This window comes from Halorubrum sp. PV6 (assembly GCF_003990725.2).
Taxonomy (GTDB): Archaea; Halobacteriota; Halobacteria; order Halobacteriales; family Haloferacaceae; genus Halorubrum.
In genome coordinates this window covers 1,584,602-1,608,996 of the sequence record NZ_CP030064.1, presented here as the reverse complement: position 1 = coordinate 1,608,996, position 24,395 = coordinate 1,584,602, and the positions used below count along the sequence as shown (strand labels likewise).

26 protein-coding genes are annotated in these 24,395 nt (G+C 68.6%); 12 read left to right on the top strand and 14 right to left on the bottom strand.

The window, feature by feature from the left end:
* Position 1: 1 nt before the first annotated feature.
* Together gcvH and fen are read right to left on the bottom strand one after the other, a co-directional pair.
* Complete coding sequence (gcvH, locus tag DOS48_RS21810) at positions 2–385, bottom strand: glycine cleavage system protein GcvH (protein ID WP_127117740.1); 384 nt, start codon at positions 383–385, stop codon at positions 2–4.
* Between the two features lie 159 nt (positions 386–544).
* Positions 545–1,522, bottom strand: coding sequence for a flap endonuclease-1 (gene fen, locus DOS48_RS21805; protein ID WP_127117739.1), 978 nt, complete (start codon positions 1,520–1,522; stop codon positions 545–547).
* Positions 1,523–1,665: 143 nt separating this feature from the next.
* Between fen and fer the strand changes: the two genes are divergently transcribed.
* Positions 1,666–2,319, top strand: coding sequence for a ferredoxin Fer (fer, locus tag DOS48_RS21800; RefSeq protein WP_127117738.1), 654 nt, complete (start codon positions 1,666–1,668; stop codon positions 2,317–2,319).
* Between the two features lie 29 nt (positions 2,320–2,348).
* Here the strand turns inward: fer and DOS48_RS21795 are convergent, their stop codons facing one another.
* The gene (locus DOS48_RS21795; protein ID WP_127117737.1) at positions 2,349–4,568 is read right to left on the bottom strand and encodes an OB-fold nucleic acid binding domain-containing protein; all 2,220 of its coding nucleotides are present in this window, start codon (positions 4,566–4,568) and stop codon (positions 2,349–2,351) included.
* A 94-nt stretch (positions 4,569–4,662) separates the two neighbouring features.
* Complete coding sequence (locus tag DOS48_RS21790; RefSeq protein ID WP_127117736.1) at positions 4,663–5,277, bottom strand: YIP1 family protein; 615 nt, start codon at positions 5,275–5,277, stop codon at positions 4,663–4,665.
* A gap of 141 nt (positions 5,278–5,418) precedes the next feature.
* Here DOS48_RS21790 and DOS48_RS21785 point away from each other — a divergent pair, with 141 nt between their 5' ends.
* A complete protein-coding gene (locus tag DOS48_RS21785) occupies positions 5,419–5,874 on the top strand; it encodes a type IV pilin (protein WP_127117735.1) in 456 nt (151 codons plus the stop codon).
* Between the two features lie 78 nt (positions 5,875–5,952).
* Here the strand turns inward: DOS48_RS21785 and DOS48_RS21780 are convergent, their stop codons facing one another.
* Entirely contained in the window at positions 5,953–7,083 is a 1,131-nt protein-coding gene (locus DOS48_RS21780) for a Gfo/Idh/MocA family protein (RefSeq protein ID WP_127117734.1), read from the bottom strand.
* Between the two features lie 15 nt (positions 7,084–7,098).
* The gene (locus tag DOS48_RS21775; protein ID WP_127117733.1) at positions 7,099–8,070 is read right to left on the bottom strand and encodes a sugar phosphate isomerase/epimerase; all 972 of its coding nucleotides are present in this window, start codon (positions 8,068–8,070) and stop codon (positions 7,099–7,101) included.
* A gap of 175 nt (positions 8,071–8,245) precedes the next feature.
* Between DOS48_RS21775 and DOS48_RS21770 the strand changes: the two genes are divergently transcribed.
* A complete protein-coding gene (locus tag DOS48_RS21770) occupies positions 8,246–9,124 on the top strand; it encodes a PspA/IM30 family protein (protein WP_127117732.1) in 879 nt (292 codons plus the stop codon).
* A 45-nt stretch (positions 9,125–9,169) separates the two neighbouring features.
* Here DOS48_RS21770 and DOS48_RS21765 read toward each other — a convergent pair whose 3' ends face one another.
* The 5 genes from DOS48_RS21765 to DOS48_RS21745 all read right to left on the bottom strand — a co-directional run bounded on the left by DOS48_RS21765 (position 9,170) and on the right by DOS48_RS21745 (position 13,923).
* Entirely contained in the window at positions 9,170–10,216 is a 1,047-nt protein-coding gene (locus tag DOS48_RS21765; RefSeq protein WP_127117731.1) for a dipeptide epimerase, read from the bottom strand.
* Positions 10,213–11,271: a DUF1611 domain-containing protein gene (locus DOS48_RS21760; RefSeq protein ID WP_127117730.1), complete on the bottom strand. Its 1,059-nt coding sequence runs from the start codon at positions 11,269–11,271 to the stop codon at positions 10,213–10,215. Before DOS48_RS21760 ends, DOS48_RS21765 begins: the two co-directional genes overlap by 4 nt.
* Before the next feature lie 102 nt (positions 11,272–11,373).
* Positions 11,374–12,300 carry a tetrahydrofolate dehydrogenase/cyclohydrolase catalytic domain-containing protein gene (locus tag DOS48_RS21755; RefSeq protein WP_127117729.1) on the bottom strand — a complete coding sequence of 309 codons (927 nt, stop codon included), beginning with the start codon at positions 12,298–12,300 and terminating at the stop codon, positions 11,374–11,376.
* 99 nt (positions 12,301–12,399) lie between these two features.
* Entirely contained in the window at positions 12,400–13,164 is a 765-nt protein-coding gene (locus DOS48_RS21750) for an aldo/keto reductase (RefSeq protein ID WP_127117728.1), read from the bottom strand.
* Between the two features lie 75 nt (positions 13,165–13,239).
* Positions 13,240–13,923 carry an HAD family hydrolase gene (locus DOS48_RS21745; protein WP_127117727.1) on the bottom strand — a complete coding sequence of 228 codons (684 nt, stop codon included), beginning with the start codon at positions 13,921–13,923 and terminating at the stop codon, positions 13,240–13,242.
* 197 nt (positions 13,924–14,120) lie between these two features.
* On the opposite strand from DOS48_RS21745, the gene DOS48_RS21740 reads away from it, so the two are divergent.
* Positions 14,121–15,260 carry a CBS domain-containing protein gene (locus tag DOS48_RS21740; RefSeq protein ID WP_127117726.1) on the top strand — a complete coding sequence of 380 codons (1,140 nt, stop codon included), beginning with the start codon at positions 14,121–14,123 and terminating at the stop codon, positions 15,258–15,260.
* Positions 15,261–15,395: 135 nt separating this feature from the next.
* Here DOS48_RS21740 and radB read toward each other — a convergent pair whose 3' ends face one another.
* The gene (gene radB, locus DOS48_RS21735; protein WP_127117725.1) at positions 15,396–16,094 is read right to left on the bottom strand and encodes a DNA repair and recombination protein RadB; all 699 of its coding nucleotides are present in this window, start codon (positions 16,092–16,094) and stop codon (positions 15,396–15,398) included.
* A 223-nt stretch (positions 16,095–16,317) separates the two neighbouring features.
* Entirely contained in the window at positions 16,318–16,524 is a 207-nt protein-coding gene (locus DOS48_RS21730; RefSeq protein WP_004595330.1) for a cold-shock protein, read from the bottom strand.
* Positions 16,525–16,767: 243 nt separating this feature from the next.
* Here DOS48_RS21730 and DOS48_RS21725 point away from each other — a divergent pair, with 243 nt between their 5' ends.
* From DOS48_RS21725 to DOS48_RS21695, 7 genes are all read left to right on the top strand, one after another.
* Positions 16,768–17,454 (top strand): SCO family protein, encoded by a 687-nt coding sequence (locus DOS48_RS21725; protein ID WP_127117724.1) that lies wholly within the window; start codon positions 16,768–16,770, stop codon positions 17,452–17,454.
* On the top strand, positions 17,451–18,065 hold the full coding sequence (locus tag DOS48_RS21720; protein WP_127117723.1) for a TlpA disulfide reductase family protein: 615 nt from the start codon (positions 17,451–17,453) through the stop codon (positions 18,063–18,065). Before DOS48_RS21725 ends, DOS48_RS21720 begins: the two co-directional genes overlap by 4 nt.
* Positions 18,066–18,084: 19 nt before the next feature.
* A complete protein-coding gene (locus DOS48_RS21715) occupies positions 18,085–18,750 on the top strand; it encodes a cytochrome c biogenesis protein CcdA (RefSeq protein ID WP_127117722.1) in 666 nt (221 codons plus the stop codon).
* A 96-nt stretch (positions 18,751–18,846) separates the two neighbouring features.
* Positions 18,847–19,539 carry a hypothetical protein gene (locus DOS48_RS21710; RefSeq protein WP_127117721.1) on the top strand — a complete coding sequence of 231 codons (693 nt, stop codon included), beginning with the start codon at positions 18,847–18,849 and terminating at the stop codon, positions 19,537–19,539.
* Between the two features lie 104 nt (positions 19,540–19,643).
* The gene (locus DOS48_RS21705; protein ID WP_127117720.1) at positions 19,644–20,297 is read left to right on the top strand and encodes an AIM24 family protein; all 654 of its coding nucleotides are present in this window, start codon (positions 19,644–19,646) and stop codon (positions 20,295–20,297) included.
* Between the two features lie 90 nt (positions 20,298–20,387).
* Positions 20,388–20,585: a hypothetical protein gene (locus DOS48_RS21700; protein WP_127117719.1), complete on the top strand. Its 198-nt coding sequence runs from the start codon at positions 20,388–20,390 to the stop codon at positions 20,583–20,585.
* Positions 20,582–21,412 carry a glycerophosphodiester phosphodiesterase gene (locus tag DOS48_RS21695; RefSeq protein ID WP_127117718.1) on the top strand — a complete coding sequence of 277 codons (831 nt, stop codon included), beginning with the start codon at positions 20,582–20,584 and terminating at the stop codon, positions 21,410–21,412. The genes DOS48_RS21700 and DOS48_RS21695 overlap by 4 nt, the downstream gene beginning before the upstream one ends.
* 21 nt (positions 21,413–21,433) lie before the next feature.
* On the opposite strand, the gene DOS48_RS21690 is transcribed toward DOS48_RS21695, so the two are convergent.
* Complete coding sequence (locus DOS48_RS21690) at positions 21,434–22,789, bottom strand: sodium-dependent transporter (protein WP_127117717.1); 1,356 nt, start codon at positions 22,787–22,789, stop codon at positions 21,434–21,436.
* Positions 22,790–22,989: 200 nt separating this feature from the next.
* On the opposite strand from DOS48_RS21690, the gene DOS48_RS21685 reads away from it, so the two are divergent.
* A complete protein-coding gene (locus DOS48_RS21685) occupies positions 22,990–24,378 on the top strand; it encodes an NAD(P)/FAD-dependent oxidoreductase (protein ID WP_127117716.1) in 1,389 nt (462 codons plus the stop codon).
* The last annotated feature ends 17 nt before the right edge of the window (positions 24,379–24,395 follow it).

Sequence of the window (24,395 nt, the reverse complement as noted above, 5' to 3'; positions counted from 1 at the left end):
GTCACGCGATCTGGTCGTCGTACTCGGCGGCGTCGAGCAGCCCCTCGGCGTCGCCGTCCGCGTCGGGGGCGACTTCGAGCAGCCACCCGTCGCCGTACGGGTCCTCGTTGACGAGTTCCGGGCGGTCGAACAGCGTCTCGTTGACGGCGACGACCTCGCCGGACACCGGCGCGTACAGGTCCGAGACCGCCTTGATCGACTCGACGACGCCGAACGCCTCGCCGGCGGTGATCGTGTCACCGACGTCGGGCAGTTCGACGAACACCACGTCGCCGAGTTCGTCCTGCGCGAAGTCGGAGACGCCGACCTGCGCGGTGTCGCCGTCGGTCGTCGCCCACTCGTGCGATTCCAGATACCGTCTGTCGTCGGGAACTTCGAAGCTCATTGGTCGAGGTCGTCGCGGATCGCTCGGAGCCCGGCGCGCAGGCGCGTCGGTGAGAAAGCGGTCGGGCTCGCAACTCGAAGCGCGGTCCGCGACGCATGTACGCGCCCCTTCTGACGACGAGGAAATAAATGGTGTGTTCGCGGCGGTCTCTCCGCCGCCTCAGGTCCACTTGTCAAGACCGGTCTGGACCTGCGATTCCGTGATGCGCTCGAAGCCGCGTTCCACCTCGTCCGCGGCGACGCCCCACTCCTCGACGACGTACTCGCGGGCGGCGTCCACGTCGGGGTCGACTGTGGTGTCCACGGAGACGTCCGTCGCCGGCGGGTTCATGAACAGGTCGCGGATCGCTTCGGCGTTCGGGATCTCGGCGCCCCGCGCGTCGAGGACACCCCACAGGTCGCCGTGTTCGCGCACCGCTTTCACCGCCGTCTTCGGGCCGATACCGCGAACGCCCTCGTTGAAGTCGGTCCCGCAGAGCATCGCGGCGTCGACGAGCCCCTGCCGGTCGAACCCGAGGTCGTCGAGCGTCGCTTCCAGATCCATCAGTTCGGGGTCGCCTTTGCTCGTGAGCTGGCGGAGCGTCGTCGGCGCGCCGAAAAGCAGCGTGTCGTAGTCCTCGCTGCCGGCGTGGTCGACGGTCCCCGCGGCCGCCATCCGTGCGCACTGGGCTTCCCCCTCGGCCGGCGCCTCGACTATCGGCACGTCGAGCAGCCGAAGCAGTTCGCGGGTCGTCTCCTGGATCACGTCGGTGAGCCGCTGCGTGCGCGCCTCCAACCGCGCGGCCTCAACCGAATCGCCGCGTTCCTCCGCGGCCGCCCGTCGCTCCTCGGCCTGCTCGCGCTTCTCGCGGCGGTCGGCGACCTCGTCGGCTTTTAACTCGGTGACCGCTCCGTCGAACACCATCACCGGAATCAGGTCGTGTTCGAAGAACTTCGGGAGCCCTTGGACGACCCCGATCAGGTTCGCGACCTCAACCCCGTCTGCGGTGGTGTACGCCTCCGCGCCGGTCCACTTCACCGTCGTCGTGAGGTATCGGTACAGCCAGTTGTGCGCGTCCACGGCGACGACGCTCCCCTCGACCTCCGCGAAGGGCACGTCTCGGATCGCCGCGAGATCACGCAGGTCCGCGTTTCCCATTGGCTTCGGTTCGCCGTCGCGGCTCTTAAAAGGTCGATTCGCCGAACGGACCACCCACGGCGGGCGGCTCGTCCCCCGAACGGCCCCACGCCTGCCGCCTTGTGGAGCGTTTATGTGTCTGAGCCGAGTATCGACGGTACCGAATGGTCTCGCCGTTCGATGTGCTGGACGTCGACGAAGACGCCGACGATGCGGCCATCGAGCGGGCCTACCGCGAGCGCGTGAAACAGGCACACCCGGATCAGGGCGGGACCGTCGAAGAGTTCCAACTCGTCAGGCGTGCCTACCGCGAACTCGACGAGCGCGACCGGAACGGCGACGGCGACGACGAGAGCGCGGCCGACATCGACCTGTCCGACGACGACGGCGACGCCGACGCGGTCCAGCCGGCCCGCGTCGAGTTCCTCGATTACGAAGTCGTCGACGACTACGGCTGGTCGCTCGACGACGAGGACCTGTTCCGGAAGGCGTCGCACGCCGACCTCGACGGATCGGCGTACGGGCGCCTCCTCGTCCACCCCGACGAGAGCCTGCTCGAGGCGGCCGAGAACCGCGGATTCGGCTGGCCGTTCTCCTGTCGCGGCGGCGCGTGTGCGAACTGCGCCGTCTACCTCGTCGACGGGGAGCTCTCGCAGCCGACGGACCACATCATGCCCGACGAGCTGGCAGAGCGGGGGTTCAGACTCTCCTGTAACGGCTATCCGGTGAGCGACGAGCTACAGATCGTGTTCAACGTCAAACACCTCGCAGAACTCGACGACCTCATTCTCCCGCCGGGACCGTTCACCCGGCGGTAGCCCCGACTCCGTTCGCGGGCGCGTCGCTCTCAGAACGACTCCGCGACGGCCGCGACGACCGCGTCTTCGACCGCGTCGCGCTCGCCGGAGAGGAACTCGATTTTCCCCTCGCGGAGGCCGGCGGTGGCCACGTCGGCGTTCGGCGCCAGTTCGGCCGCGCGCTCGGCCACGGCGCGAACTGACACGTCCGCGTTCGTCCGCACGTACAGCTCGTCGGTGCCGATTCCGACGGTCGCGTAGGCCTCGCCGTTCGCGTTCCGGCGGTGGAGGTCGTCTAACAGGAGCGGGGTCGGCGGGAAGTCGTATCGGTGCGTGTAGCCGTCGGTGTCGAGGACGGCGAACTCGACGCCGTCGACCGCCTCGGTGACGACGTTCTCGGTCGCGGTCTGGATCTCGGTCTCCAGCTTCTCGCGGAACTGCTCGGAGACGTGCGCCGCGAGGTTGCCGCCGTCCTCGAAGAGGAGGTCGGCGACGAGTTCGCGTTTGTCCTGGTACGACTGGTAGTACGCTTCCAGGGCGATCGCCTCGCGCAGTTCCGCGACGCGCTCGGCGTCGTAGCCCGCGTCCCGGGCGAGTTGGACGTAGCGGTCGGGGGTGTCCGCCCAGTAGCTCACCGCCGGGAGGTGCTGGAGGTCCTCGCGCACCGCGTCGTTGACCGCGGAGGCCAGCGACGCGACGAGCGCGCCCGTCGAGAGGTCGGCGTCGACGCCGTCTATCTCGGGCGAGACGAGCGTGTCGACGGCCGTTCGGGTTTCGGGGTCAGCGACCTCGGCGTCGACGACGACCGCGTCCACGCCGTAGACAGACAGCAGGTCGATCCCGTCGGCCGACTCGACCGTCGAACCGGTGCCGACGAGCAGGAACAGGGGGAGCTGTTCGTCGTGGCGGTCGCGGTCCTGCAACATCCGGGTCGCGTCGTTCGTCGCCGCGTTCATCCCGTACACCGGGTCGTCGAGCGGTCGCCGGGTGAAGTAGTGGTACTCGGCGTCGCTCTTGGCGTGTTCCTCGCGGATCAGCGGGAGGACCGCGCGCTCGACCGCGGCGCCGGCGACGTAGCCGTCGGCGGTTGCCGGGTGGCGGACGACGATCGGTCGCGATTCGAGCACCGCACGGCGGATCGCCTCCGCGGCGTCGAGGAGGCCGTCGGCGAGTTCCGCGACCGCTTCGTCGCCTGCGAGGGGCTGAAGCCCCTCGGGTCGGGCCTCGGCGGTGAGCGCCTCGGCGAGCCGGCGGCGGACGGCCTCCGCCTCCTCGCCTTCTAAGAGGACGAGCGCCTCGGACTCGACCTGCACGTCGCCGCGGTGGCTCTCCACGTCGCCGTCGATGCGCACCGCGTCGCCGACCTCGACGTCGGGGTACGCGCGGACGCCCGGCTCGACGAAGGCGGCGACGTCGACGACGCCCGTCTCGTCGCGGACCTCGAAGACGGTGGGGCCCCCCGTCTGTCTGACGCTGACGACCTCGCCGTCGATGCGCGCCGCGTCGCCCACGGCGTCGTCGAGGGTGCCGATTCCGACGCGCTCGCGGTCCTCGTTGAGGGCGTCGTCGGACTCTTCGGCGTCCTCGTCGGCCTCGGTGTCGGCTGCGACCGTCTCCTGAGCGTCGTCGTCACTCGACCCGTCGGCCTCGTCGCCGTCGTCGGTCTCCGCGGCCACCTCGTCGACCGCGGCGGGTTCAGTGGTCGATTCGTCGGCGTCGGTCTCGGCGGTCTCCGAAGCGTCCTCGTCGGCCTCACCGACGTCGGCGGTGGCTTCGGTGTCGGCCTCCGTGCCCGACTCGTCTTCGCCGTCCGCTTCGACCGCCGCGCCGGAGGCGTCCGAGTCGGTCGGCTCGGTCTCCTCGGATTCGGCCTGCTCGGACTCGTCGTCCTCGCCGGGCTGATACTCGGTGTCGCCGTCCTGGACCAACACGCCGCGGAACTCGCGGTCCGCCTGTCGGATCGACCACGCCAGGTCGATGTTGCCGTTGTCGCGCACGCCTTTCACCTGCACGAACACGTCGTCGCCCGGCTCCCAGTCGAGGCTGTCGAGCCGGCGGTCGAGTTCGGACCGGTGGAGGAGCCCGGTCACGCCCGGCGCAAGGTCGACGAACACGCCGAACTCGGCGTAGCCGTCGACGACGCCGCGGTAGAATCGGTTGTCTACGAGCTGATCGGGAGCGTCGCCGCGGAAGTCGAAGACGACGTCCTCTTGGTGTGGATCGCAGATGCGACCGTCGACATCGACGCCACAAATGATACAGGATCCCATTTGAGTACACCGAGAGTCTCGGGCCTAAAACGGTTGTCGAAACCCTCGCGGGAGCGAACTGCCGGACGCCGGCGATTCGCGACCGGCGACTGCGTCACGCAAAGAGCGTCCGGATCGCGGCGACGACGCGATAGCCGACGCCGTAGCCGATGAGGATCGGCGGGACGCCCGCGACGAGCGTCCGAAACGCGGTCGTCCCGTGGACGGTCCGGAAGCCGATCAGAAGCAGGACCGCCGCGTAGGCCCCGCAGGCGATGCGCAGCGCGGGTATCGGCGGGCCGGCCAGCGCGAACGGCGAACTCGCGTACGCGACCACCTGCACCGTCTCGCTCACGCCGCCCCGGTCGCGGAGGGAGAGCCCGTCCCGTAGCTCGACGCTCGCGAGGATCACGGAGAGCGTCGCGACCGCCGCGGTCAGGTGGAGCCCGACCGGCGCGGCCAACACCACCACGAGGAGGAACAGTATCGCCGCGGAGACGGTCTCCGAGACGACCACACCGGGGACGACCGCCGGGTCCGCTGCGATCCAGCCGAGTATGTACGCGGCGGCGACCGCGATCGCGAACGTCAGCGCCGGCGCCTGATCGCCCGGTGCGACGCCGTTCACGAAGAAGCGCCGCGGTCGGATCAACGCCTCCACCCACGCTCGACCGAGCCCGCGCGGTCCGCGTGCGCGCCCTCCGTTCGGGTCCTCGATCCACGATGTCACGAGTTCTCCTTCGGGCGGGTGGATTAACGGGGTTCCGGTTCGCGTCGGTTCGGGCGCGGCGCTCCGGCGCTCACGCGACGTTATCTCGTCTGATAGCCGGCGGACAAACTCTTATACCGCCGCTCGCGGAGTGTCACGCGAATGACTGCGCTCAGGAGCGACGAACGCGGGTTCGCCCCGATCGCCGGATCGGGGATGCTCGTCAGCATCGTCGTCGTGCTCCTCGCGCTCATCGGCGCCGCGGTCGTCGGGATGATCGACGGCGTCGCGCCGCCGGACGCGGAGTTCCAAGTCGAAAACGACGGCACCGAACTCGTCGTCGTGGCCGCCGGCCCGGACCCCGTCGCGGCCGAGGAGCTGTACGTCCGCGGCGAAGACCCCAACGAGGAGGTTCAGTTCGGCGCGTGGCCCGGCGACGGGGTGGTTCGGCCGGGCGACCGGGTGGCGATCCCCAACGCGACGGGGAACGAGAACATCGAGATCGTCTGGGAGCCGGTCGCGTTCGACACCTACGAGAAACTCGGCTCCTACACCGGCGAGGGGTCGGCCATCGAAGCCAACCCCGAACGCGACCCGCTCGGCGCGACCGGGGTCTGACGCGCCGGCAGTTATCGGTTATTTAAAAGCGCAGGCCGCTCTCTCCTCGACACCCTCCCTGCTCCACGGAGAGTCTCCCTACTCCACGGAGACCCACTCCCCGCGCTCGTCGGCGCGCTCGACGGCGTCGAGGAGCCGCTGTACCGCGTACCCCTGCTCGAACGACGGTTCGAACTCGCCGCCCTCGGCGACCGCCGACAGGAACTCGTAGTTTTCGTGGACGAACGTGTGCTCCCACCCGATCACGTGGCCCGGCGGCCACCAGTGGTCGACGTACGGGTCCGTCTCGTCGGTGACGAGAACCGTCTGGTATCCGCGGTCGCCCTCGCGGAGCAGTTCGAGTTCGTTGAGCCGCTCTAAGGAGAACTTCAGGCTCCCCTTCGAGCCGTGGACCTCGATCGTGTGGTCGTTCTTGTGGCCCTCCGCGAACCGGGTCGCCTCGAAGCTCCCCATCGCGCCGGACTCGTAGGCGACCTGCGCGGTGTAGGCGTCGTCGACGGTCACGTCTCGGTACTCGGCGACCTCGCCGGCGTCGTCGTACACCGGCCGCTCGTCGACGAACGTCTGGAGGTGCCCGGAGACGCGGTCGACCCCGCCCACGGCGTCGCCGACGAGGAAGTCGGCGAGGTCGAGCGTGTGTGCGCCCAGGTCGCCGAGCGCGCCGGAGCCCGCCATCTCGGCGTCCATCCGCCACGCCCACGGCGCCTCGGGGTCTGCGAGCCAGTCCTGGAGGTAGCGACCGCGGACCTGTCGGATCTCGCCGAGTTCGCCGTCCTCGATCAGCCCCTTCGCGTACCGTATCGCGGGGACGAACCGATAATTAAAGGCGGTGCCGGCCGGCACGTCGGCGGCGGCCGCGGCGTCGCGCATGGCCGCGGCCTCGTCGAGCGTCGGCGCGAGCGGCTTCTCACAGAGGACCGGGACCCCCGCTTCGAGGGCCGCGATGGACGGCTCCGCGTGGACGTGGTTCGGCCCGAGGTTGTAGAAGACGTCCACCGCGTCGAGCGCTTCCTCCCAGTCGGTCGCGGTGTGCGAGAACCCGAACCGCTCGGCGGCGTCCGCCAGCGCGTCCTCGTCGCGGCCGACGAGCGTGTGGCGATCGATGTCGGGCGCGTCCGGGAAGAACATCGGGAGCCGCGCCATCGCGTTGGCGTGCGCTTTGCCCATGAAGCGATACCCCAGGACGCCGATTTTGAGTGGCTGTGTCATGGTGTGTCCCCCGTCTCACTCCGCCCAGTAGGCGTCGCCCGGCTTCGTCTCGAAGACCGCTCGGTCGAGCACGTCGACCGCCTTCTCTAACCCCTCACGCGAGGAAGTCAGCGAGTCCTCGTGTTCGATGGAGAGTGCGCCCTCGTAGCCGACCATCCGGAGCGTCGAGACGACGTCCTTCCAGTGGCCCTCGTCGTGGCCGTAGCCGATAGAGCGGAACAGCCACGAGCGCTCCGGCTCGTCGGTGTAACTCGTCGTGTCGAGGACGCCTTTCACGCGGGCCTTCGCGTCGTACACCTTCGTGTCCTTCGCGTGGAAGTGGTGGATCGCGTCGTGGTCGCCCAAGAAGCGGATCGCCTCGGTCACGTCGATGCCCTGCCAGTAGAGGTGCGACGGGTCGAAGTTGGCGCCGATCCGCTCGTTCGTCGCCTCCCGCAGCGCGAGCATCCCCGTCGGCTCGTAGACGAGCATGTTCGGGTGCATCTCGATGGCGACGTCGACGCCGTGGTGGTCGGCGTGTTTCGCCAACTCCTGCCAGTACGGGATCGCGACCTCGTCCCACTGGTACTCGTGGGCGTCGGCGTGTTCGCTCGGCCACGGCGCCGTGATCCAGTTTGGCGTCGAGTCCCCGGGCGCGCCGGCGGGGAGCCCGGAGAAGCAGGTGACGGTGTCGACGCCGAGCAGGTCGGCCAGTTCGATCGCCTCGCGGAGCTCGCGGTCGGCCGCCGCGGCGCGCTCCTCGTCCGGGTGGAGCGGGTTGTTGTGGGTCGCCAGCGCGGAGATGCGGAGGTCGTGTTCGTCGAGTGAGTCGAGCAGCGCGTCTCGGGCGGACTCGTCGGCGAGGTGCGCCTCGCGGTCGACGTGGTCTTCGCCCGGCCAGCCGCCGACGCCGAGTTCCACCGCGTCGACGCCGATGGAGTCGAGATACGCGGCCACGTCGTCGAGTGATTCGGCACCCAGCGGAACCGTTAACACACCGATATCCATGTCGGGGATTTGTACAACAGTGTGAATAAGTCTTTACGAAAGAGCGGCACGAGACCGAGCCCCGCCGCGCAGATCTCGGCTGTACGGCCGCGCGACGGCGCCTCGTCACGTCTCGCGAGTCCAGTCAGCCCGCAGACCACATGAGGTTTTAACGGGTGGAGCGCGTATACCGACTATGGGAATTCTCTCTCGCGCCTCCTACGTCATCCGCTCGAAGGTGAACGCCCTCCTCAACCGCGCGGAGGACCCGACGGAGTCGCTCGACTACTCGTACGAACAGATGCGCGACGAGTTACAGGACGTCAAGCAGGGAATCGCCGACCTGACGACACAGAAGAAGCGCTTAGAGATCCAGAAACGAAAGCTCGATGAGAACGTCGAGAAGCACAACCGGCAGGCCCGCGAGGCGGTCCAGCAGGACCGCGACGACCTCGCGCGCAAGGCGCTCGAAAAGAAGAAGTCGAAGATGGCCCAGATAGAGGAGCTGGAGGGCCAGATCGCCGATCTGAGCGACACGCAGGAGCAGCTCGTCGAGAAGAAAAACCGGCTCCAGAACCGCATCGAGGAGTTCCGCACCAAAAAGGAGACGATGAAGGCCCGGTACGAGGCCGCCGAGGCCTCCTCGCGCGTCTCCGAGGCCATGACGGGCGTCGGCGACGAGATGGAGGACGTGAGCCGCTCCATCGAGCGCGCCGAAGAGCGAACCGAAGAGATGGAGGCGCGCGCAGAGGCGATGGACGAACTCGAAGACTCCGGCGCCTTCGAGGACGCGCTCTCGGACAAGGACAGCATCGACCGCGAACTCGAAAGCCTCTCGACGGACAGCGAGGTCAACGCCGAACTGGAGACGCTGAAAGGCGAACTCGGCAAGAGCGACCCCGCAGACGAGGCTCCCGAGGGAAGCAGCGACGAGGAGATAGACGACGAGTTGGCCGACATCGAATCGCAGATCGACGCCGACGACCTCGAAGCCGAACTCGACAGCGACCCCGCAGAGGAGGTCGACGTCGAGCTGGCCGAGTCGGAGTCCGACGCCAACGAGCAGCGGAACTGAGACGCGAGAGCCGGCGGTCGCGCGGGCGTTGTCGAACCGTCTTTTCTACTCCGAGCCGAGCCGCGCGCCGGTCCCCGCGCGTCCCTGCTCGCCGAGTCGGATCTCGCCGCCGTCCATCTCGACTCCCTCGTAGGGGTCGCCGTCGAGCAGGAGCGACCCGTCGAGGTCGGCGTAATCGAGCAGGGGCGCGAGCTGTGCGGCCGCGGCGATCGACGCGTTCGACTCGATCATACAGCCGCACATCACCTCCAACCCGTGAGCGCGCGCGGCGGCGATCATCCGGCGGGCCTCCCGCAGTCCGCCGGTCTTCATCAGCTTGAGGTTCGCGATGTCACAGCGGTCGGCGACCGCCGGAACGTCGGACAGCGTCACGCAGGACTCGTCGGCGGCGATCGGGAGCGCGGAGCGCTCGTAGACGAACTTGAGCCCCTCGGGGTTCGACGCGGCCACCGGCTGCTCGATGAACTCCACCTCGCGGTCGGCGAGCCACTCGCTCTTCGCGACCGCCTCGCGGGGCGTCCACGCCTCGTTGGCGTCGACCCGAACGCGGGCGTCGGGCGCGGCCTCCCGGACCGCCTCGATCAGCTCGCGGTCCCGGTCGGTTCCCAGTTTGATCTTGAGGATCGGGTAGCCCGCCTCGACCGCCGCCGCGGTCTTCTCGCGGACTCGGTCCGTCTCGTCGAGTCCGATCGTGAACGAGGTCGCGGGCGCGGCCGCGGGGTCGAGCCCCCAGAGCCGGTGTAGCGGGACGCCGAGCCGCTTCGACGCGAGGTCGTGAACGGCGATCGACACGGCGGCGCGGGCGGCCGGGTTGTCGGCCACGACCCCCGCCAGTTCGCGCTCGATCTCGGCGATAGCGTGGGGGTCGCCGACGCGCTCGACCGCGTCGAGCAGGGCCGGGAGGACGGCTTCGACCGTGTCCGCGGTCTCGCCGTAGTGGGCCGAGGGGGCCGCGCCGCCGACGCCCGTCATCCCGGCCTCGTCTGCGATCCGGACGATCACGTTCTCGGCGTCGGTCTGGGTCCCCCGAGCGATCGTGAACGGGTCGGCGAGGGGGATCGAGACGCGTTCGAACTCGGTTTCGAGCGTCATTCGGCGCCGAGCCCCGCGTCGACGATTCCGTCCACGATCCGGTCGGCGCCGTCACGGACCGGGTCGGCGGCCGGCGCGCCGAGGTCCGCGGCGAAGTCGTCGACCGCGTCCGCGGCCGTCGCGTCGTCGTCGACGTCCTTGGTGTTGAGCGCGCCGGCGACGACGCTCGCCTCGTTTACCGGCGCCGCGAGTCCCTCGTAGAGGTCGACGTAGTCGGCGAGCGGCGGCAGCGAGAAGGACTCGTAGCCGTGGACCGCCTCGCGACCAGCCGCGTGACAGAGGACGAGACCGTCCGGCATCGCGCCGTGGAGGATCCCGCAGGTGACCGCCGAGTACGCGGGGTGGACGATGCTGCCCTGCCCCTCGACGACGAGGAGGTCGTGGTCGTCGCCGAGTTCGACGAGCATCTCCTCGACCGCGCCCGCGGTGAAGTCGGAGACGACGCGGTCGATCGGGTTCCCCCACCCGGCGATCATGATCCCGGTCTGGCCGGTCGGGACGAACGCGGCGTCGATGCCGCGCTCGCGGGCGGCGGCGACGATTTCGAGCGAGGCCGTCATCTTCCCGACCGAGCAGTCGGTCCCGACGGTCAACACCACGTCGGCGGCCACGTCGCGGGAGGCGCCGCTCGCGACCGTCAGATCGTCGGCCGGCTCGCGGACGTCGACGAGGTCGACGCCGTGCTCGTCGGCCAGCGCCGCGAGTTCCGCGTCTTCGTTTAAGAAGTAGTGGAGCCCGCTCACCACGTCACAGCCGGCCTCGATCGCCGCCTCGACGTCGTCCCGCCACGACTCGTCGAACTCGCCGCCGATCGGCGAGATGCCGATATATAAGGCGTCCACGTCGGCGTCGGCGGCCGCGAGCGCGTCGTCGAAGGAGGCGACGACCGGGGCGTCCGCCACGTCGGGGACGTGGTCGCTGACGCTGTCGCCGGCGGTGTCGCGGTCGAGGACGGCCCGGACGTCTTGGTCGCCGTAGCGCATCACGCCGAGGGCGGTCTTCGCGCGGTCCGGGAACTTCTCGTGAGCAAGGATGACGATCCGTTCGTCGGTCATGTCGAGTCGCTCGCCCCAAGTTCACTTAAAAGAGTCGAGCCGTGGCCGGGCGGCGGTTCGCGGGCGGCGACGGCGACCGCTCAGTCGAGGTCCGGCGACCGCTCAGTCGAGGTCGATCGACACGTCCGACTGCAGTCCGGCCGCCTTCACCGTGTTGTAGAGCAACATCGCGCGGGTCATCGGCCCGACGCCGCCGGGGACGGGCGTGATCGCGCCCGCGACGGCCGTCGCCGACTCGTGTTCCACGTCGCCGACCAGCGCGTACCCCTTGTCGGTGTCCGCGTCGACCCGGTTGATGCCCACGTCGATCACGGTCGCGCCCGGTTTGAGCATCGAGCCGTCGATGAACTCCGGAATCCCGACCGCAGCGATCACGATGTCCGCGCCCGCCACCTTCTGTTCGACATCCGTGGTCCGCGAGTGACAGACCGTCGTGGTCGCGTTGCCGAGCGGCCCCTTCTGGATCAGCAGGTTCGCCATCGGCTTCCCCACGATGTCCGACCGGCCGACGACGACCGCGTCGGCGCCCTCGGTCTCCACGTCGTACGCCGCGAGCAGCTTCTGGACGCCGTGCGGGGTGCAGGGTTTAAACCGGGCGTCGCCGGCGACGAGCCGTCCGACGTTCTCCGGGTGGAAGCCGTCCACGTCCTTCTCGGGGGCGATCCGCCGGAGGACCTGCCGTTTGTCGACGTGGTCGGGGACGGGGAGCTGGACTAAGATGCCGTGGACGTCCTCGCGGGCGTTAAGGTCGTCGATGGTGTCGTACAGCTCCGCGGCCGGCGCGTCGGCGTCGATTTCGACGTGGACGCTCTCGATGCCGACCTCCTCGCAGTCGCGCTGTTTCATCGAGACGTACGTCTCGCTCGCGGGGTCGTCGCTCATCAGTACGGTCGCGAGGCCCGGCGTCACGCCCGCCGCGTCCAGCGTGTCGACGTGTGCGGCCACGTCGTCGCGAACGTCGGCGGCGACCGCCTCGCCGTCGATAATCTGCGTGCCGTCGTCGGCGTCCCGGCCGCTCGTCTCGGTCATACCGAACCGGACGGTGAGGCGATATAAAAACGACGCGGGATCGTGTCTATCTCTCTCCGAGCGGCGATTCAAATACGCAGTAACGTGGATCGACCGACCTCACTCCGGGAACAGTTCGACTTCGCGGTCGACCGCGTCGATCGCGGCGACCTCCTCGGGCGTCAAGTCGATCTCGGCGGCCGCGAGGTTGGCGCGGAGGTGCCGCTCGCTCGACGCCTTCGGGATCGTCACCACGGGGTCTTTCGCGGTCGCCCACGCGATCGCGACCGCCTCGGGCGTCGCGTCGCGCGTCGCCGCGATCTCGGTTACGGCGTCTATCTCCCGGACGCGTCCGCCCGCAAGCGGCGAGTAGGCGACGACGGCGTACCCGTGTTCGCGGGCGTGGTCGAGCAGCTCGGGCCGGTAAAAGAGGGGGTGCAGCTCGGTCTGGTGGGCGGCGAGGGGCGCGTCCAGCGTGCCCAGCGCGCGATCGAGGTCGTCGATCTCGAAGTTGGAGACGCCGACCCGTCCGACGGTCCCCTCGTCGACGAGCCGGTCGAGCGCCGGGAGGGTCGTCGCCGGGTCGTACGGTCCGCGCGGGCGATGGACGTAGAGGAGGTCGAGCGCGTCGACCCCGAGGAGGTCGGCGCTCTCGCGGGCGGTCGGGCCCACGTCCGCCGCGTCGAGGTCGTCGACCCACAGCTTCGTGGCGACGGTCACGCTGTCGCGGGACGCGTCGCTCGCGGCGAGCCCGTCGCCGACGACGGCTTCGTTCCCGTAGATCCGGGCGGTGTCGAGGTGTCGGTAGCCGACGGACAGCGCCGTCGCGATCGTGTCGGGGTCGTCGATTCCCATGGTGCCGAGCCCGACGGGCGGGAGATCCATGGCGACGTTCGGACCGACCGGCTCAAAAGTCGATCGGTGACGCGAGGACGGACTGCACGCGAGGCGGTCGGCGACTCAGAGGCCCGTCTCGGGATCGACGGGCGCCCGGCCGCAGATGCTCACGAGGTCGTGGAGGTCGTCGATCTCGTAGGTCGGCTGACAGGAGAGCTCGGTCGAGCGGCGGTGGGGTCGCCGGACGAACGCCGAGTCGATCCCGGCGTTGTCGGCCGCGAGAACGTCGGACTCGTTGTCGCCGACGAAGATGGCGGTGTCGGCGTCGAGCGCTTCGAGCGCGCGCTCGATGTAGTACGGCGACGGCTTCTTGCGCGAGAGGCTGGCGACGGACGGCTCGCGGCCGTAGGCGACCTCGAACCGCCCGGCGAGACCGAAGTGGTCGAGGAGCGCGTCGACGGTCGCCTGTTGGTTCGAGGAGACGACCCCGAGCGAGGCGTCGAGGTGGCGGAGCGCGTCGACGTCTTCGTACGGCGTCTTCTGCCCGCTCCGCGCCGCCTCCACCTGTGCGACCGAGGCGGTCTCGTCACGGACCCGCCAGAACTCGACGGGGTCGAGCCCGTAGCGCTCGCAGATGTCGGTCAGCGTGGCGGGGTCGACGCCGACGGCGATGTCGTCGACGTGAGCCAGATCCGGATCCTCGACGCCGAGGCTCACGAAGGCGTCCCAGGCGGCTTCCCTGAGGGTGTCGAACGGGGTTCGGCCGATGAGAACCCCGTCGTTGTCGAGGACGACGGCGTCGTACACGCCCCTCTCTCCGTCGGTAACCGTCAAAAGCCTTTCACCGGGGCGATCGGCCGGGGATCCGTCCCGTTTCGACGCGGTGAGCGCGTTCGCGCAGAGGGCCTTGCAAACGTGTGCCGGTCGCTCCTAGGCACGATCTCACAGACGGAGACGGCTCCAGCACTTTCAATACCCGGCGTGTCCAACTCTCAGATTGGACCATGAATATTGTTGATATCGCGGTGCCGGAGTACGTCGAGGTCGACGTCAGCGAACGACTCGCCAAGGTCCGGTCTATCTTCGAGCGCGAGAACCCCAAAGGGATCATCGTCGTCGAGGACGGCGAATACGCCGGCGTCGTCGGCGAGAAACAGCTGATGCGCTCTCGAATGGAGGACGACACCAAGGTGTCGGCCGTCATGAAGTCGGCCCCGTCGGTCGACCGTCACGAGGACATCCGTGAGACCGCTCGGCTCCTCGTCGAGGGCGACGTGAAGATCGCCCCGGTGTACGAAGGCGAGAAGCTCTACGGAATCATCACCGTCGATCAGATCCTCGAGGCCGTCCTCGACAGCCTCGACGCGATCACCGTCGGTCAGGTCGCGACCGACGACGTGATCGGGATCAACGAGAAAGACAGCGTCGGCAGCGCGATCAACCGCCTCCGCGAGAACGGCATCTCGCGGCTGCCCGTCCTCGACGAGTCGGGCCAGCTCGTCGGCGTCGTGACCACCAACGACATCGTCGAGTTCGTCGTCCGCGACCACGAGCGACAGGGCAGCGGCGACCGCGCGGGCGACATCGACCGGATGCTCGACATCCCGGTGTACGACATCATGTCGAGCCCGGTGGTCACCGCGACCGCAGAGGAGACCGCGGAAGCCGTCGTCGGCCGGATGTTCGACAACGACGTCTCCGGGCTGGTCGTCACCCCCGACGACGCCGACATCGTCGCCGGCATGGTGACCAAGACGGACGTGCTGCGCGCGCTCACGTTCACCGAGCAGGACTCGATGGACGTCCAGATCACGAACGTCGAGCTGCTGGACACGACCTCTCGTGAACACGTGGTCGAGTCCATCGAGCAGGTGGCAGACAAGTACGCGGACATGCACGTCATCCACGCGCACGTCCGACTCCACGCGCACAAAGAGAAGCTCCGCGGCACGCCCCTGATCCAGTGTCAGATCCGCCTCCGGACCAACGAGGGGCAGGTCGCGGGCTCCGGCGAGGGGTACGGCGCCGAGCACGCCTTCCACGTCGCGCTCGACAAACTGGAGCGCAACGTCCTCGAAATCAAGGGCGTCAACGCCGACGAGGAGTACCGCGGACAGCTCCTGCACAAACTCGGCGAGCTCTAACTCGGCCGCCAATCGGTCCGAACAGACCGATTCGTCGACTTCGGTCGTCGCCGACCGCGCCGGCGCGGTACCGCGTTCGTTTTTACTTTTTGTGGCCGCCGAGAATATCCGACTCTCACCCCCTGGGTGGCGCGTCTACGCGTCTCCGCCTTCGGCTAGCCCGTCGCCCACGATCCGGAACGTGGCGGTGTCGCCCGCGGGCTTCGACCGGTGCTTTTCCAGCGTGATCCGGCGGTTTCCCCCACGGAACCGGTCGACGCGGGCGATCGCTCCGGTCCAGTGGTTGAGCGTGTTCCCGCCGAGCGCCCGGTCGCGGTCGCTGTCGGGGTCGGTGAACACCTGATTCGTGATGACGACGGCGATGTCGTGGCGCCTCGCGAGCGACAGGAGGTGCGTCACCTGCTTTGCGACCTTGCGAAGCGACTCGCCGCCCTCGGTGTCGCCGGCGCGTTCGAGCCGATAGAAGCCGGTCGCGGAGTCTAACACGATCAGTTCGACCTCGTCGGCGAGCTCCTCGGCGTCGCGGACGGCCTCGCGCTGGTCGGCGAAGTCGTACGCCTCGGAGATAACCAGCCGCGAGGCGATGGTCTCGACCGTCTCGTCGGCGTCGGTCCGCCCTTCGGCCATCTGCTCGAACCGGTCGATAGAGAGCCCCTCGGTGTCGATAAACAGCGCGCGTTCGCCGCCCGACGCGACCGAGACGGCGGCGGCGAGCGCGAGGTTGGTCTTGCCGGCCGCGGGCGGTCCGTACACCTGCGTGACGACCCCGCGCTCGAACCCCCCGCCCAACAGGTCGTCGACCGGCTGACAGCCGGTCGGAATTGGATCGCTCACTACGCCGGCTTCACCCGCGTTCGTATTTAAACGGTCGATCTAGCCGGTCGGCGGGCTCTGCGTGGGCGTCGCTGTGGGGTGGGGGCGTCGCTCGGGAGAATGTGATGGCCGCCGCTCGGAGAGTGTGGTACGTGTGAAAGAAACGGAGATGCCGCCGATCAGATCGATCGGCGACCGAATTCCGAGTTAGTGCATACGGACGCGTCGTCCGCGAGTAGGGGGATTAGTTGCGGACGAGGTTCGTCGCGCGGGGTCCCTTGGGGGACGATTCGATATCGAATTCCACTTCCTGACCCTCCTCGAGGTCCGGGCCGCCGACGTCTTCCATGTGGAAGAACACGTCTTCGTCGTCGTCGAGGTCGCCGTCGTCAGTCGAGATGAAACCGTAGCCGCCAGTGTCGTTGAAGAAATCAACCTTACCGTTTGCCATTGCAAACAAACGTACTGCCCTTTCGGGGATAACGCTTGCGAGGGTCACGGTACCACGACCGTTTCGGTCGGTGATTTCCGGCGTTTAGCGAGTTTGAAGCATCGATACGCCGTCTGAGCCGATCGGTCACCCTCGCGGTCGGTCGCCGTACGCTCGGAGCTGCGCGTTCGCATCGCTCGTGTTCATCGCGTGCCATCAGCCGCGAGGTTAATTTACGAGCGGGCGCAAGAATGTGGTATAAATATGGATCGCCGCCGCTTCCTCCGTTCGCTGGCCGCCACCGGGGCCGCAGCCGGAACGACCGCCCTCGCCGGCTGTGCCGGCGTCCTCGGTGACGATACGACGGTTCTCGACCCGCCGGAGCAGACGCGCGGCGATCCGGTTCACCCGATCCACGGCGAGGAGATGCCCGCCTTCACCGTTCCCGACCCACTCACCGGCGACGACATCTCGGTCGCCGACTACGAGGGCGAGCGCGCGGTGCTGTGGACCTCCTTTTATACCAGCTGCCCCGACGGCGTCTGCCCGGCGTTGATCCTCCGGCTCCGGCGGGTACAGGAGGTCGCCGCCGAGGAGGGGTACGGCGACGAGGCTGCGCTTCTCGCACAAACGTTCGACCCGGAGCGGGACACCGCACCGGTCCTCCGCGAGTACGCGAACCAGCGCGGTGTCGATCTTGACGCCGGCAACTGGCATTTCCTCCGCCCCGAGAGCTACGAGGCGGGCGTGGAGCTGATGGACGATAACTTCGGGCTGAAAATCCAGAAGACGAACGGGGAACAGTACGCGAACCTGGAGTACGCGTTCCCGCACTACGGGCTTATCCTTCTCGTCAACAAGCAGGGCATCGTCGAGCGGGCGTACCCGCGCGGCCCGGCGACGGAAACCGAGCGGATCGTCGACGACTTCCGGCGGGTGGTCACGGCGTGAGGCGTCGGGAACTCGTCGCCGGCCTCGCGAGCGTCGGCGTCCTCGGTGGGGGCGGCGCCGTCGCGTCCGGCGCGATCCAGGTGGGATCGCTTTCGACGAGCGGGCCCGCTGAGAACGGCGGGGGAGCTGCCGGGACCAGCGACGGCGACGAGGCAGGCGGAGAAAATGACGGTGCGTCACCGGTCGACCCAGTTACGCTCCAGACAATCAACGCACCGGGAAGTCGTGACGGCGAGGTGACGCTGCCGGCCCCTAACCGTCCGACCTTCGTCGACTTTTTTGCGACGTGGTGTGGCCCTTGCGAGGAGCAGATGCCGGCGCTTGCGGCCGCACACGAACGACTCGGCGATGAGGTGTTGTTCGTCTCGGTAACGACAGAACCCGTCGGCGAGGTGATAGCCCCAGAGGCCGTGACGGACTGGTGGCGCGAAAACGACGGCGACTGGCTCGTCGCGGCCGACATCTCGGCCGAACTCGCCGCTCGTCTCAGCGTCAGCAGCTACCCCAGCGCCCGAGCCATCGACGCGTCTGGCCGCGTCCGCTGGGCGACCTCGGGAACGCACACGACCGAAGAGTTCGTCGAAGGCATCGAAACCGCCCTCGACCGATGACCGGCGGCGCGTCCAGACCATGACCGACGTGTCGCTCGCGACGAACCTCCCGTTCGCCGTGACTGCCGGCGTTGCCACGTTCTTCTCGCCGTGCGCGTACCCGTTGCTACCGGGGTACGTCGGCTTCTACGTCAACTCCGTCGACGCCGAAAACGCCTCGGTGGCGGGGGCGGGCGCGCGAGGCGTGGCGGCCGCGCTCGGCGTGCTCGCGACGTTCGCGCTGCTCGCCGGCGCGACGGTACAGGTCGGTCAGTCGACGCTCTCGAACATCACGGCCTTCGAGACGCTCGTCGGCGGCCTCCTCGTCGTCTTCGGGCTGCTCGTCGCGTTCGACCGGGCGCCGTCGCTGTCGCTGTCGCTGCCGAAGCGCCGGTCCGGCGTCCTCGGCTTCGGGCTGTTCGGGGCGGGCTACGCCCTCGCCGGGGCCGGCTGTGTCGCGCCCATCTTCCTCGCCGTGGTGGCACGGGCTATCGCGCTGCCGGCCGAGACCGCCGCGCTCGTGGTCGGCGTCTACGCCGGCGTCGTCGCTCTCTTGATGGCCGCGACGACCGTCGCGACGGGCGTCGGTCTCATCAGCAACGCGAACCGGGTGATGGCTCACGCGGGGCTGTTGAAACGCGTCGCCGGCGCGGTGATGGTCGTCGCGGGGGTCGGACAGCTGTACCTCTCGCTCGTCGTCTACTGAGGGCGCCGGCCGCGATCGGGGGCAATCGTGCCGACCCGTGTCTCGCTACCGTCGCTCACAGTCGTGGTTATCCGTTTCGACGTCTTCAGTACCTCCATGACGACTACGCGGCGACGGTACCTCCGAGGGCTCGGCGCCGGTTCGGCGCTGCTCGTCGGGAGCGCGGGGTGTGTCGACCGCGCGCCCGGAGTCGGCGATGGTGGGTCGGACGACGGATCGGGCGATGGTGGGTCGGACGACGGATCGGGCGACAACGGGCTCCCCGGCGACGATTCGACCGACGACGGGGCGGACGGAACCCGACCGAGGGGGACCGGGGGTCCCGGCATCTCGGTCCGGTCGGTCGACGGCCTCGGCGATTTCCCGGTCTCCGTCGCGGTCGCGGTCGTCAACGAGGCGGCGACCGAGTCGTCGCCGCCGCGAATTCGCACGACGCTCACCAACACGAGCGAGGAGCCCGTCACCGTCGGCGAAGGGCGCGCGGCCCACCTCGAGTACGTGTACGACGACACCCGCGCGCTCGTGTGGCTCCCGGCGGCCGATGCGTTTCCGGCCGAGCCGGGGTGCTGGCGGCTCACCGACTCCGTGGTCACCACCGAGGAGTATCGCACGTTCGACCTCGGGCCAGGGGCGACGAGCGAGCGGTCGGTGGACCTGTACGCGACGCCCGGCGAGGACGCCTGCCTCCCGGTGGGTGAGTATCGGTTCCGGACGCCCGTTTCGGTCGGCGGGCCGGACGCCGCGGACGGCTCGTCGGGCGAGTGGGGACTCACGGTCGTCTTAGAGTAGCGACCTCCATCGCCGACCGACCGTGACGCTCGAGGACCGCAAAGATTCATATCCGATAGTGAGAAACTTACTGGCAGCCGAACCGAACGGTTCGGTCCCCGTATATGAACTTAGACCAATTCGCAGCCGAGAACGCACCGACGGAGAGCACAGAACCCTTCCAGCGCGAGAACAGTTATACCCTCGACGTCAACGTCGACGGCACCGTGATGGCGAAGGCCGGATCGATGATCGCTCACACCGGCGACGTGTCGTTCACCGGGAAGGCTTCGGCCGAAGGCGGTATCAAGGGCTTCCTCAAGCAGGCCGCGACCGGTGAGGGAACGCCGATCATGGCCGTCGAGGGGCAGGGCCACGTCTACTTCGCCGACAACGGCAAGAAGGTCCAAGTGATCGAACTCGACGCCGGCGAGGCCATCACGGTCAACGGCGAGGACGTACTGGCGTTCGAGGAGTCGCTCTCGTACGAGATCAACACCATCGACAGCCTCGCCGGATCGTTCGCCGGCGGGTTCAGCAACGTCTACCTCGAAGGTCCCGGCTATCTCGCAATCACCACCCACGGCGACCCGATCGTCTTGGAGACGCCGGTCTCGACCGACCCGAGCGCGACCGTCGCGTGGGGGGGCACGTCTCCGGACGTCGAAGTGAACCGCAGCCTCTCGGACATGGTCGGCCAGGAGTCGGGCGAGCGCTACCAGATGAAGTTCGGCGGGCCCGACGGGTTCGTCGTCGTCCAGCCGTTCGAGGAACTCTAACTGCCGCCGCGCGCGGTTTCGCTCTTCTCAGTCGGCGTGAGCGCCTCCTCGCCGACGGTTATTTGGTTTCGGCCGCCGAGCGCTCGAACGATGGGACTCGTCGACCGTTCCACGCCAGCCGATACGTCGGAGTCCGGCGAGGAGACGACCGAAGCGTCCGAGGGCGACAGCGACGAGCACGGTAGCGACGCGGACGAAGAGCAGTCCGCCGGACCGCTTTCGCGCGCCAGATCGGTCTGTACCGAGGCGGCCGGCGTCGTGGTCGACGCGGTTCTCGACGCGCTATGATATCGGTCACCGACGGCGACCCGCTGTTGATCGCTCACCGCGGCTTCGCCGGCGAGAACCCGGAGAACACCGTCCGGGCGGTCGAGGCGGCGGCGGGTTCCGGCGGCGCCGACTGGGTCGAAATCGACGTGTCTCCCACCGCCGACGGCGACCCGGTCGTCTGCCACGACGCGGCGCTCTCCGGACGTGGCGGGCCGCTCGGAACCCCAGCCGACCGCGGTCTCACCGACGCGACCGGACTCGTCTGGGAGACCGACACCGCGACGGTCACCGCGGCCGAAGTGCTCGACAGCGGCGAGACCGTCCCGCTGCTCGCGACCCTGCTCGACGCGGTTCCCGAGCACGTGGGCGTGAACATCGAACTGAAGTTTCCGGACGGTGGCCCCGTCGGCGATCACGCGGGGGGGACGCTCGATCCCGACGCGCTGGCGGCGCGGCGCGCGGCGTGGCGCCCGTTCGTCGAGCGCGTCCTCGAAACGGCCGAAGCGCGCGACGGCGACCTGCTCGTCTCGTCGTTTCACGAGGGCGCGATCGCCGCGACCCGCGAGGTGTCGAACGTCCCTGTCGCACCGCTGTTTTCGGAGGCGGTCAGCGACGGGTTAAAACTCGCTCGGCGGTACGACGCGGCGGCCGTCCACCCGCCGATAGACGCGGTTCGCGGCACGCCGTTTTTCGACGCCTCGCGGTTCGGCGACGCCGACGTGGTCGCCGCCGCACACGACGCGGGCCGCGCGGTGAACGTCTGGACGGTCGAGACGTGGTACGAGGCTGCGCGCCTCGAGTCGGCCGGCGTCGACGGCGTCATCGCAGACTACTCCGTCGTTTAAAAGGGGTAACCGCGGGCGCGCCTACCGCGCCGCCAGCCACTCCGCGAAGGGGCCGGTGAGGAAGTCGGCGTAGCCGACGATACCGAGGTACAGCGAGACGATGACGACGATGGCGATGGGGACCCGGACGATCCAGATCCACGCGACGCCCAAGCGCCCGAGGTCACCGATTCCCTTCGAGAGCTCCTCGCGGGCGGTGTCGGGGATCACCCAGCCGACGAACACCGCGAGCAGCAGCGAGCCGAGGACGAGCAGGATCCCGTCGGCCAGTTTGTCGTACAGGTTGAGGAAGATCAGGTCGATCGTCACGGGGATTCCGAGGAGGAAGACGGCGACCCCGATGGCGACCGCAGCCGAAATCCGGGTGACGCCCGCCTCGTCGATCAGGTACGAGACGAGCACTTCGAGGATGCTGATAGCCGAGGAGAGCGCCGCGACGCCGACCATCGCGAAGAACACGACGCCGAGGATCCGACCGCCGGGGATGGTGGCGAACGCCGTGGTGAGACTCACGAAGATGGCGCTGGCGCCCGGTCCGCCGGGGTCGATCCCGGCCGTGAAGAGGAACGGGAAGACGACGAATCCGACGATCACGGCGATGAGCGTGTCGAGCGCGACGATCACGCCCGCGTCGGACGCGAGGTTCCGGTCCTCGCCGAGGTAGGAGGCGTAGGTGATCATGACGCCCATCCCGAGCGAGAGCGTGAAGAACGCCTGCCCGGCGGCGGCCGGCAGGATCTCGGTCCAGTTCGCGAGGAGGTATCCGAAGTCGGGCGAGAGGTAGTAGCTGTACGCCGCCGCCGACCCGTCCAGTGTGAACGCGTACGCGGCGAGTCCGATGAGCAGCGCGATGATGGCCGGGACCATCACCTTCACGCTCACTTCGATCCCCTCTCGCACCCCGGCGGCGATGATCCCGATGACGATCGCCATGAACACGGCGTGAAAGAGCAGCGTGTCGAGGCCCGTAGAGACCGTTCCGAACAGCGACGCGGCCGCCTCGGTGCCGCCGAGTGCGTATCCTTCAGTGACTCCGATCAGGGTGTATCGGAGGAACCAGCCGGCGACGACGCTGTAGTAGGAGAGGATGACGAACCCGATCCCGACGAACAGCCAGCCGAGGTAGTTCCAGGCCCCGCTGCCGAGTTCCCGTATCGCGCCGACCGGATTGAGATTAGTGTACCGCCCGATCACGAACTCGACGAGGATCGCCGGGAACCCGATCAGCACTACGAACGCCAAGTAGGTGATCAGAAACGACGATCCGCCGTACTGGCCGGTGATAAATGGGAACCGCCAGATGTTCCCTAACCCGACCGCGCTGCCGACCGCGGCGAGGATGAACCCCGCGCGCGTCGCCCATGTTTCGCGTGCCATGTGTGTGCCGAGTGAATTCCGGTTGCCGCGTAAAAACGTGTCTCTCCGGCGCGCTATCGGCCGATTTATAAATGATCGATCGATCGGTTTTCGGTCGCGAACGCGGTGCGGGCGGCGAGGTCGAGGGCGTGCCCGCCGACGCGACGGACGCCCGCAGCGGGGACCGTGAATTTAATAGCCGAACGGCTACCTCACGGGACATGGAACGCGTAGACGTCGCGATCGTGGGTGGCGGTCCAGCGGGCGCGTCCGCAGCGCACGCGGCCGCGACCGACGGCGCCGACGCCCTCGTCTTAGAAAAGGGAGTCCCCCGAGCGGACCGCGACCGACTCGGCCCCGACTCGACCGACGCCGCCGGCATCCTCGACTACTGGGTCGACATCATGGACATCCACCCCGACGAGTTCGACGACGGGGTCGTCCAACGCGAGTTGAACCGCGCGGAGTTCCGCGGGCCCGACGAGTCGGCCACGCTCACGACGACCGGGATCGACTCCTCGTACGACAAGTTCGGCTACACCTTCCAGCGCGCGCGGTTCGACGACTGGCTCCGCGACCGCGCCGAGGACGCCGGCGCCGAGTACCGCGCCGGGGGGTCAGTTCGCGGCGTCGACACGGACCCGTCCGTCTCGCCCACGAGCGACGACCCGCGCCACACCGTCGAACTCGCTTCGGGCGATGCGATCGGGGCGGACTTCGTCGTGCTCGCGGACGGCCCGCAGCGAACGGTGACGAACAAGGTGTTAGACGAGTACCTGCCCGCGGACGCCGCGGCCTCCGACCGGCTCGCCTCGCGGACGGCGAACCACATCGCCTATCAGGAGTATCGGCGGGTGCCCGAAGACGTGTACGAAGCGGTCAACGACGCCTTGGTGTTCTGGTGGGGCGTGATGCCCGGCGAGACCGCGTACCCGTGGATCTTCCCCAACGACGACCGCGTCTGCCGGATCGGGCTGACGATGCCCATCGGGCTCGACATCGACGACTTCGACCGCGACGCGTACGCGCTGCTCGACGCCGACGACGAGTCCATCCCGCAGGGCGGCGAGTACATCCGCCGGCTCTTGGAGTGGCAGTACGGCGACGAGTACGACATCGAGGAGGACTTCCCGATCGTCGAGACGGCGGGCAAGCGGGACGGGACCGAGACGTACCCGATCTCCTCGACGCGCCCCATCGACTCGCCGACCGAGGTCGGGATCGCCGTCGTCGGCGGCGCCATGGGAACCACCTCCGCCTTCCACGAAGGCGGGGACCACGTCGCGGTCCGCACGGGTGCGATCGCGGGCGAGCTCGCGGCCGCGGGCGACATGGCCCCCTACAACCGACGCTGGAAGGAGACGATCGGCGACGAGGTCGTCCGGAACGTGACGATGGCCGACATGGTCGCCGACTACGACCCCGACGACTGGAACCGGATCATCGGCGCCGCCGACGCGATGCTCGCGGCCGAGACCGGCGGCAGCCTGCTCTCACAGCCGTACCGCTCCGGGTGGGAGTCGGCGAAGCTGTTGCTCGGGTATAAATGGAACAAACGGCGCGTGAAGAAGGACTACGTCGGCATCGACGAAGACGAGTACGTCTACTGAGCGTTCGCGTCCGGCGC

What these genes read in the sequence shown, in the direction of transcription:
- gcvH (WP_127117740.1), bottom strand. Translation starts at nt 385, where the DNA reads ATGAGCTTCGAAGTTCCCGACGACAGACGGTATCTGGAATCGCACGAG.
- fen (WP_127117739.1), bottom strand. Translation starts at nt 1,522, where the DNA reads ATGGGAAACGCGGACCTGCGTGATCTCGCGGCGATCCGAGACGTGCCC.
- fer (WP_127117738.1), top strand. Translation starts at nt 1,666, where the DNA reads ATGGTCTCGCCGTTCGATGTGCTGGACGTCGACGAAGACGCCGACGAT.
- DOS48_RS21795 (WP_127117737.1), bottom strand. Translation starts at nt 4,568, where the DNA reads ATGGGATCCTGTATCATTTGTGGCGTCGATGTCGACGGTCGCATCTGC.
- DOS48_RS21785 (WP_127117735.1), top strand. Translation starts at nt 5,419, where the DNA reads ATGACTGCGCTCAGGAGCGACGAACGCGGGTTCGCCCCGATCGCCGGA.
- DOS48_RS21780 (WP_127117734.1), bottom strand. Translation starts at nt 7,083, where the DNA reads ATGACACAGCCACTCAAAATCGGCGTCCTGGGGTATCGCTTCATGGGC.
- DOS48_RS21775 (WP_127117733.1), bottom strand. Translation starts at nt 8,070, where the DNA reads ATGGATATCGGTGTGTTAACGGTTCCGCTGGGTGCCGAATCACTCGAC.
- DOS48_RS21770 (WP_127117732.1), top strand. Translation starts at nt 8,246, where the DNA reads ATGGGAATTCTCTCTCGCGCCTCCTACGTCATCCGCTCGAAGGTGAAC.
- DOS48_RS21765 (WP_127117731.1), bottom strand. Translation starts at nt 10,216, where the DNA reads ATGACGCTCGAAACCGAGTTCGAACGCGTCTCGATCCCCCTCGCCGAC.
- DOS48_RS21760 (WP_127117730.1), bottom strand. Translation starts at nt 11,271, where the DNA reads ATGACCGACGAACGGATCGTCATCCTTGCTCACGAGAAGTTCCCGGAC.
- DOS48_RS21755 (WP_127117729.1), bottom strand. Translation starts at nt 12,300, where the DNA reads ATGACCGAGACGAGCGGCCGGGACGCCGACGACGGCACGCAGATTATC.
- DOS48_RS21750 (WP_127117728.1), bottom strand. Translation starts at nt 13,164, where the DNA reads ATGGATCTCCCGCCCGTCGGGCTCGGCACCATGGGAATCGACGACCCC.
- DOS48_RS21740 (WP_127117726.1), top strand. Translation starts at nt 14,121, where the DNA reads ATGAATATTGTTGATATCGCGGTGCCGGAGTACGTCGAGGTCGACGTC.
- DOS48_RS21730 (WP_004595330.1), bottom strand. Translation starts at nt 16,524, where the DNA reads ATGGCAAACGGTAAGGTTGATTTCTTCAACGACACTGGCGGCTACGGT.
- DOS48_RS21725 (WP_127117724.1), top strand. Translation starts at nt 16,768, where the DNA reads ATGGATCGCCGCCGCTTCCTCCGTTCGCTGGCCGCCACCGGGGCCGCA.
- DOS48_RS21715 (WP_127117722.1), top strand. Translation starts at nt 18,085, where the DNA reads ATGACCGACGTGTCGCTCGCGACGAACCTCCCGTTCGCCGTGACTGCC.
- DOS48_RS21710 (WP_127117721.1), top strand. Translation starts at nt 18,847, where the DNA reads ATGACGACTACGCGGCGACGGTACCTCCGAGGGCTCGGCGCCGGTTCG.
- DOS48_RS21705 (WP_127117720.1), top strand. Translation starts at nt 19,644, where the DNA reads ATGAACTTAGACCAATTCGCAGCCGAGAACGCACCGACGGAGAGCACA.
- DOS48_RS21700 (WP_127117719.1), top strand. Translation starts at nt 20,388, where the DNA reads ATGGGACTCGTCGACCGTTCCACGCCAGCCGATACGTCGGAGTCCGGC.
- DOS48_RS21695 (WP_127117718.1), top strand. Translation starts at nt 20,582, where the DNA reads ATGATATCGGTCACCGACGGCGACCCGCTGTTGATCGCTCACCGCGGC.
- DOS48_RS21690 (WP_127117717.1), bottom strand. Translation starts at nt 22,789, where the DNA reads ATGGCACGCGAAACATGGGCGACGCGCGCGGGGTTCATCCTCGCCGCG.
- DOS48_RS21685 (WP_127117716.1), top strand. Translation starts at nt 22,990, where the DNA reads ATGGAACGCGTAGACGTCGCGATCGTGGGTGGCGGTCCAGCGGGCGCG.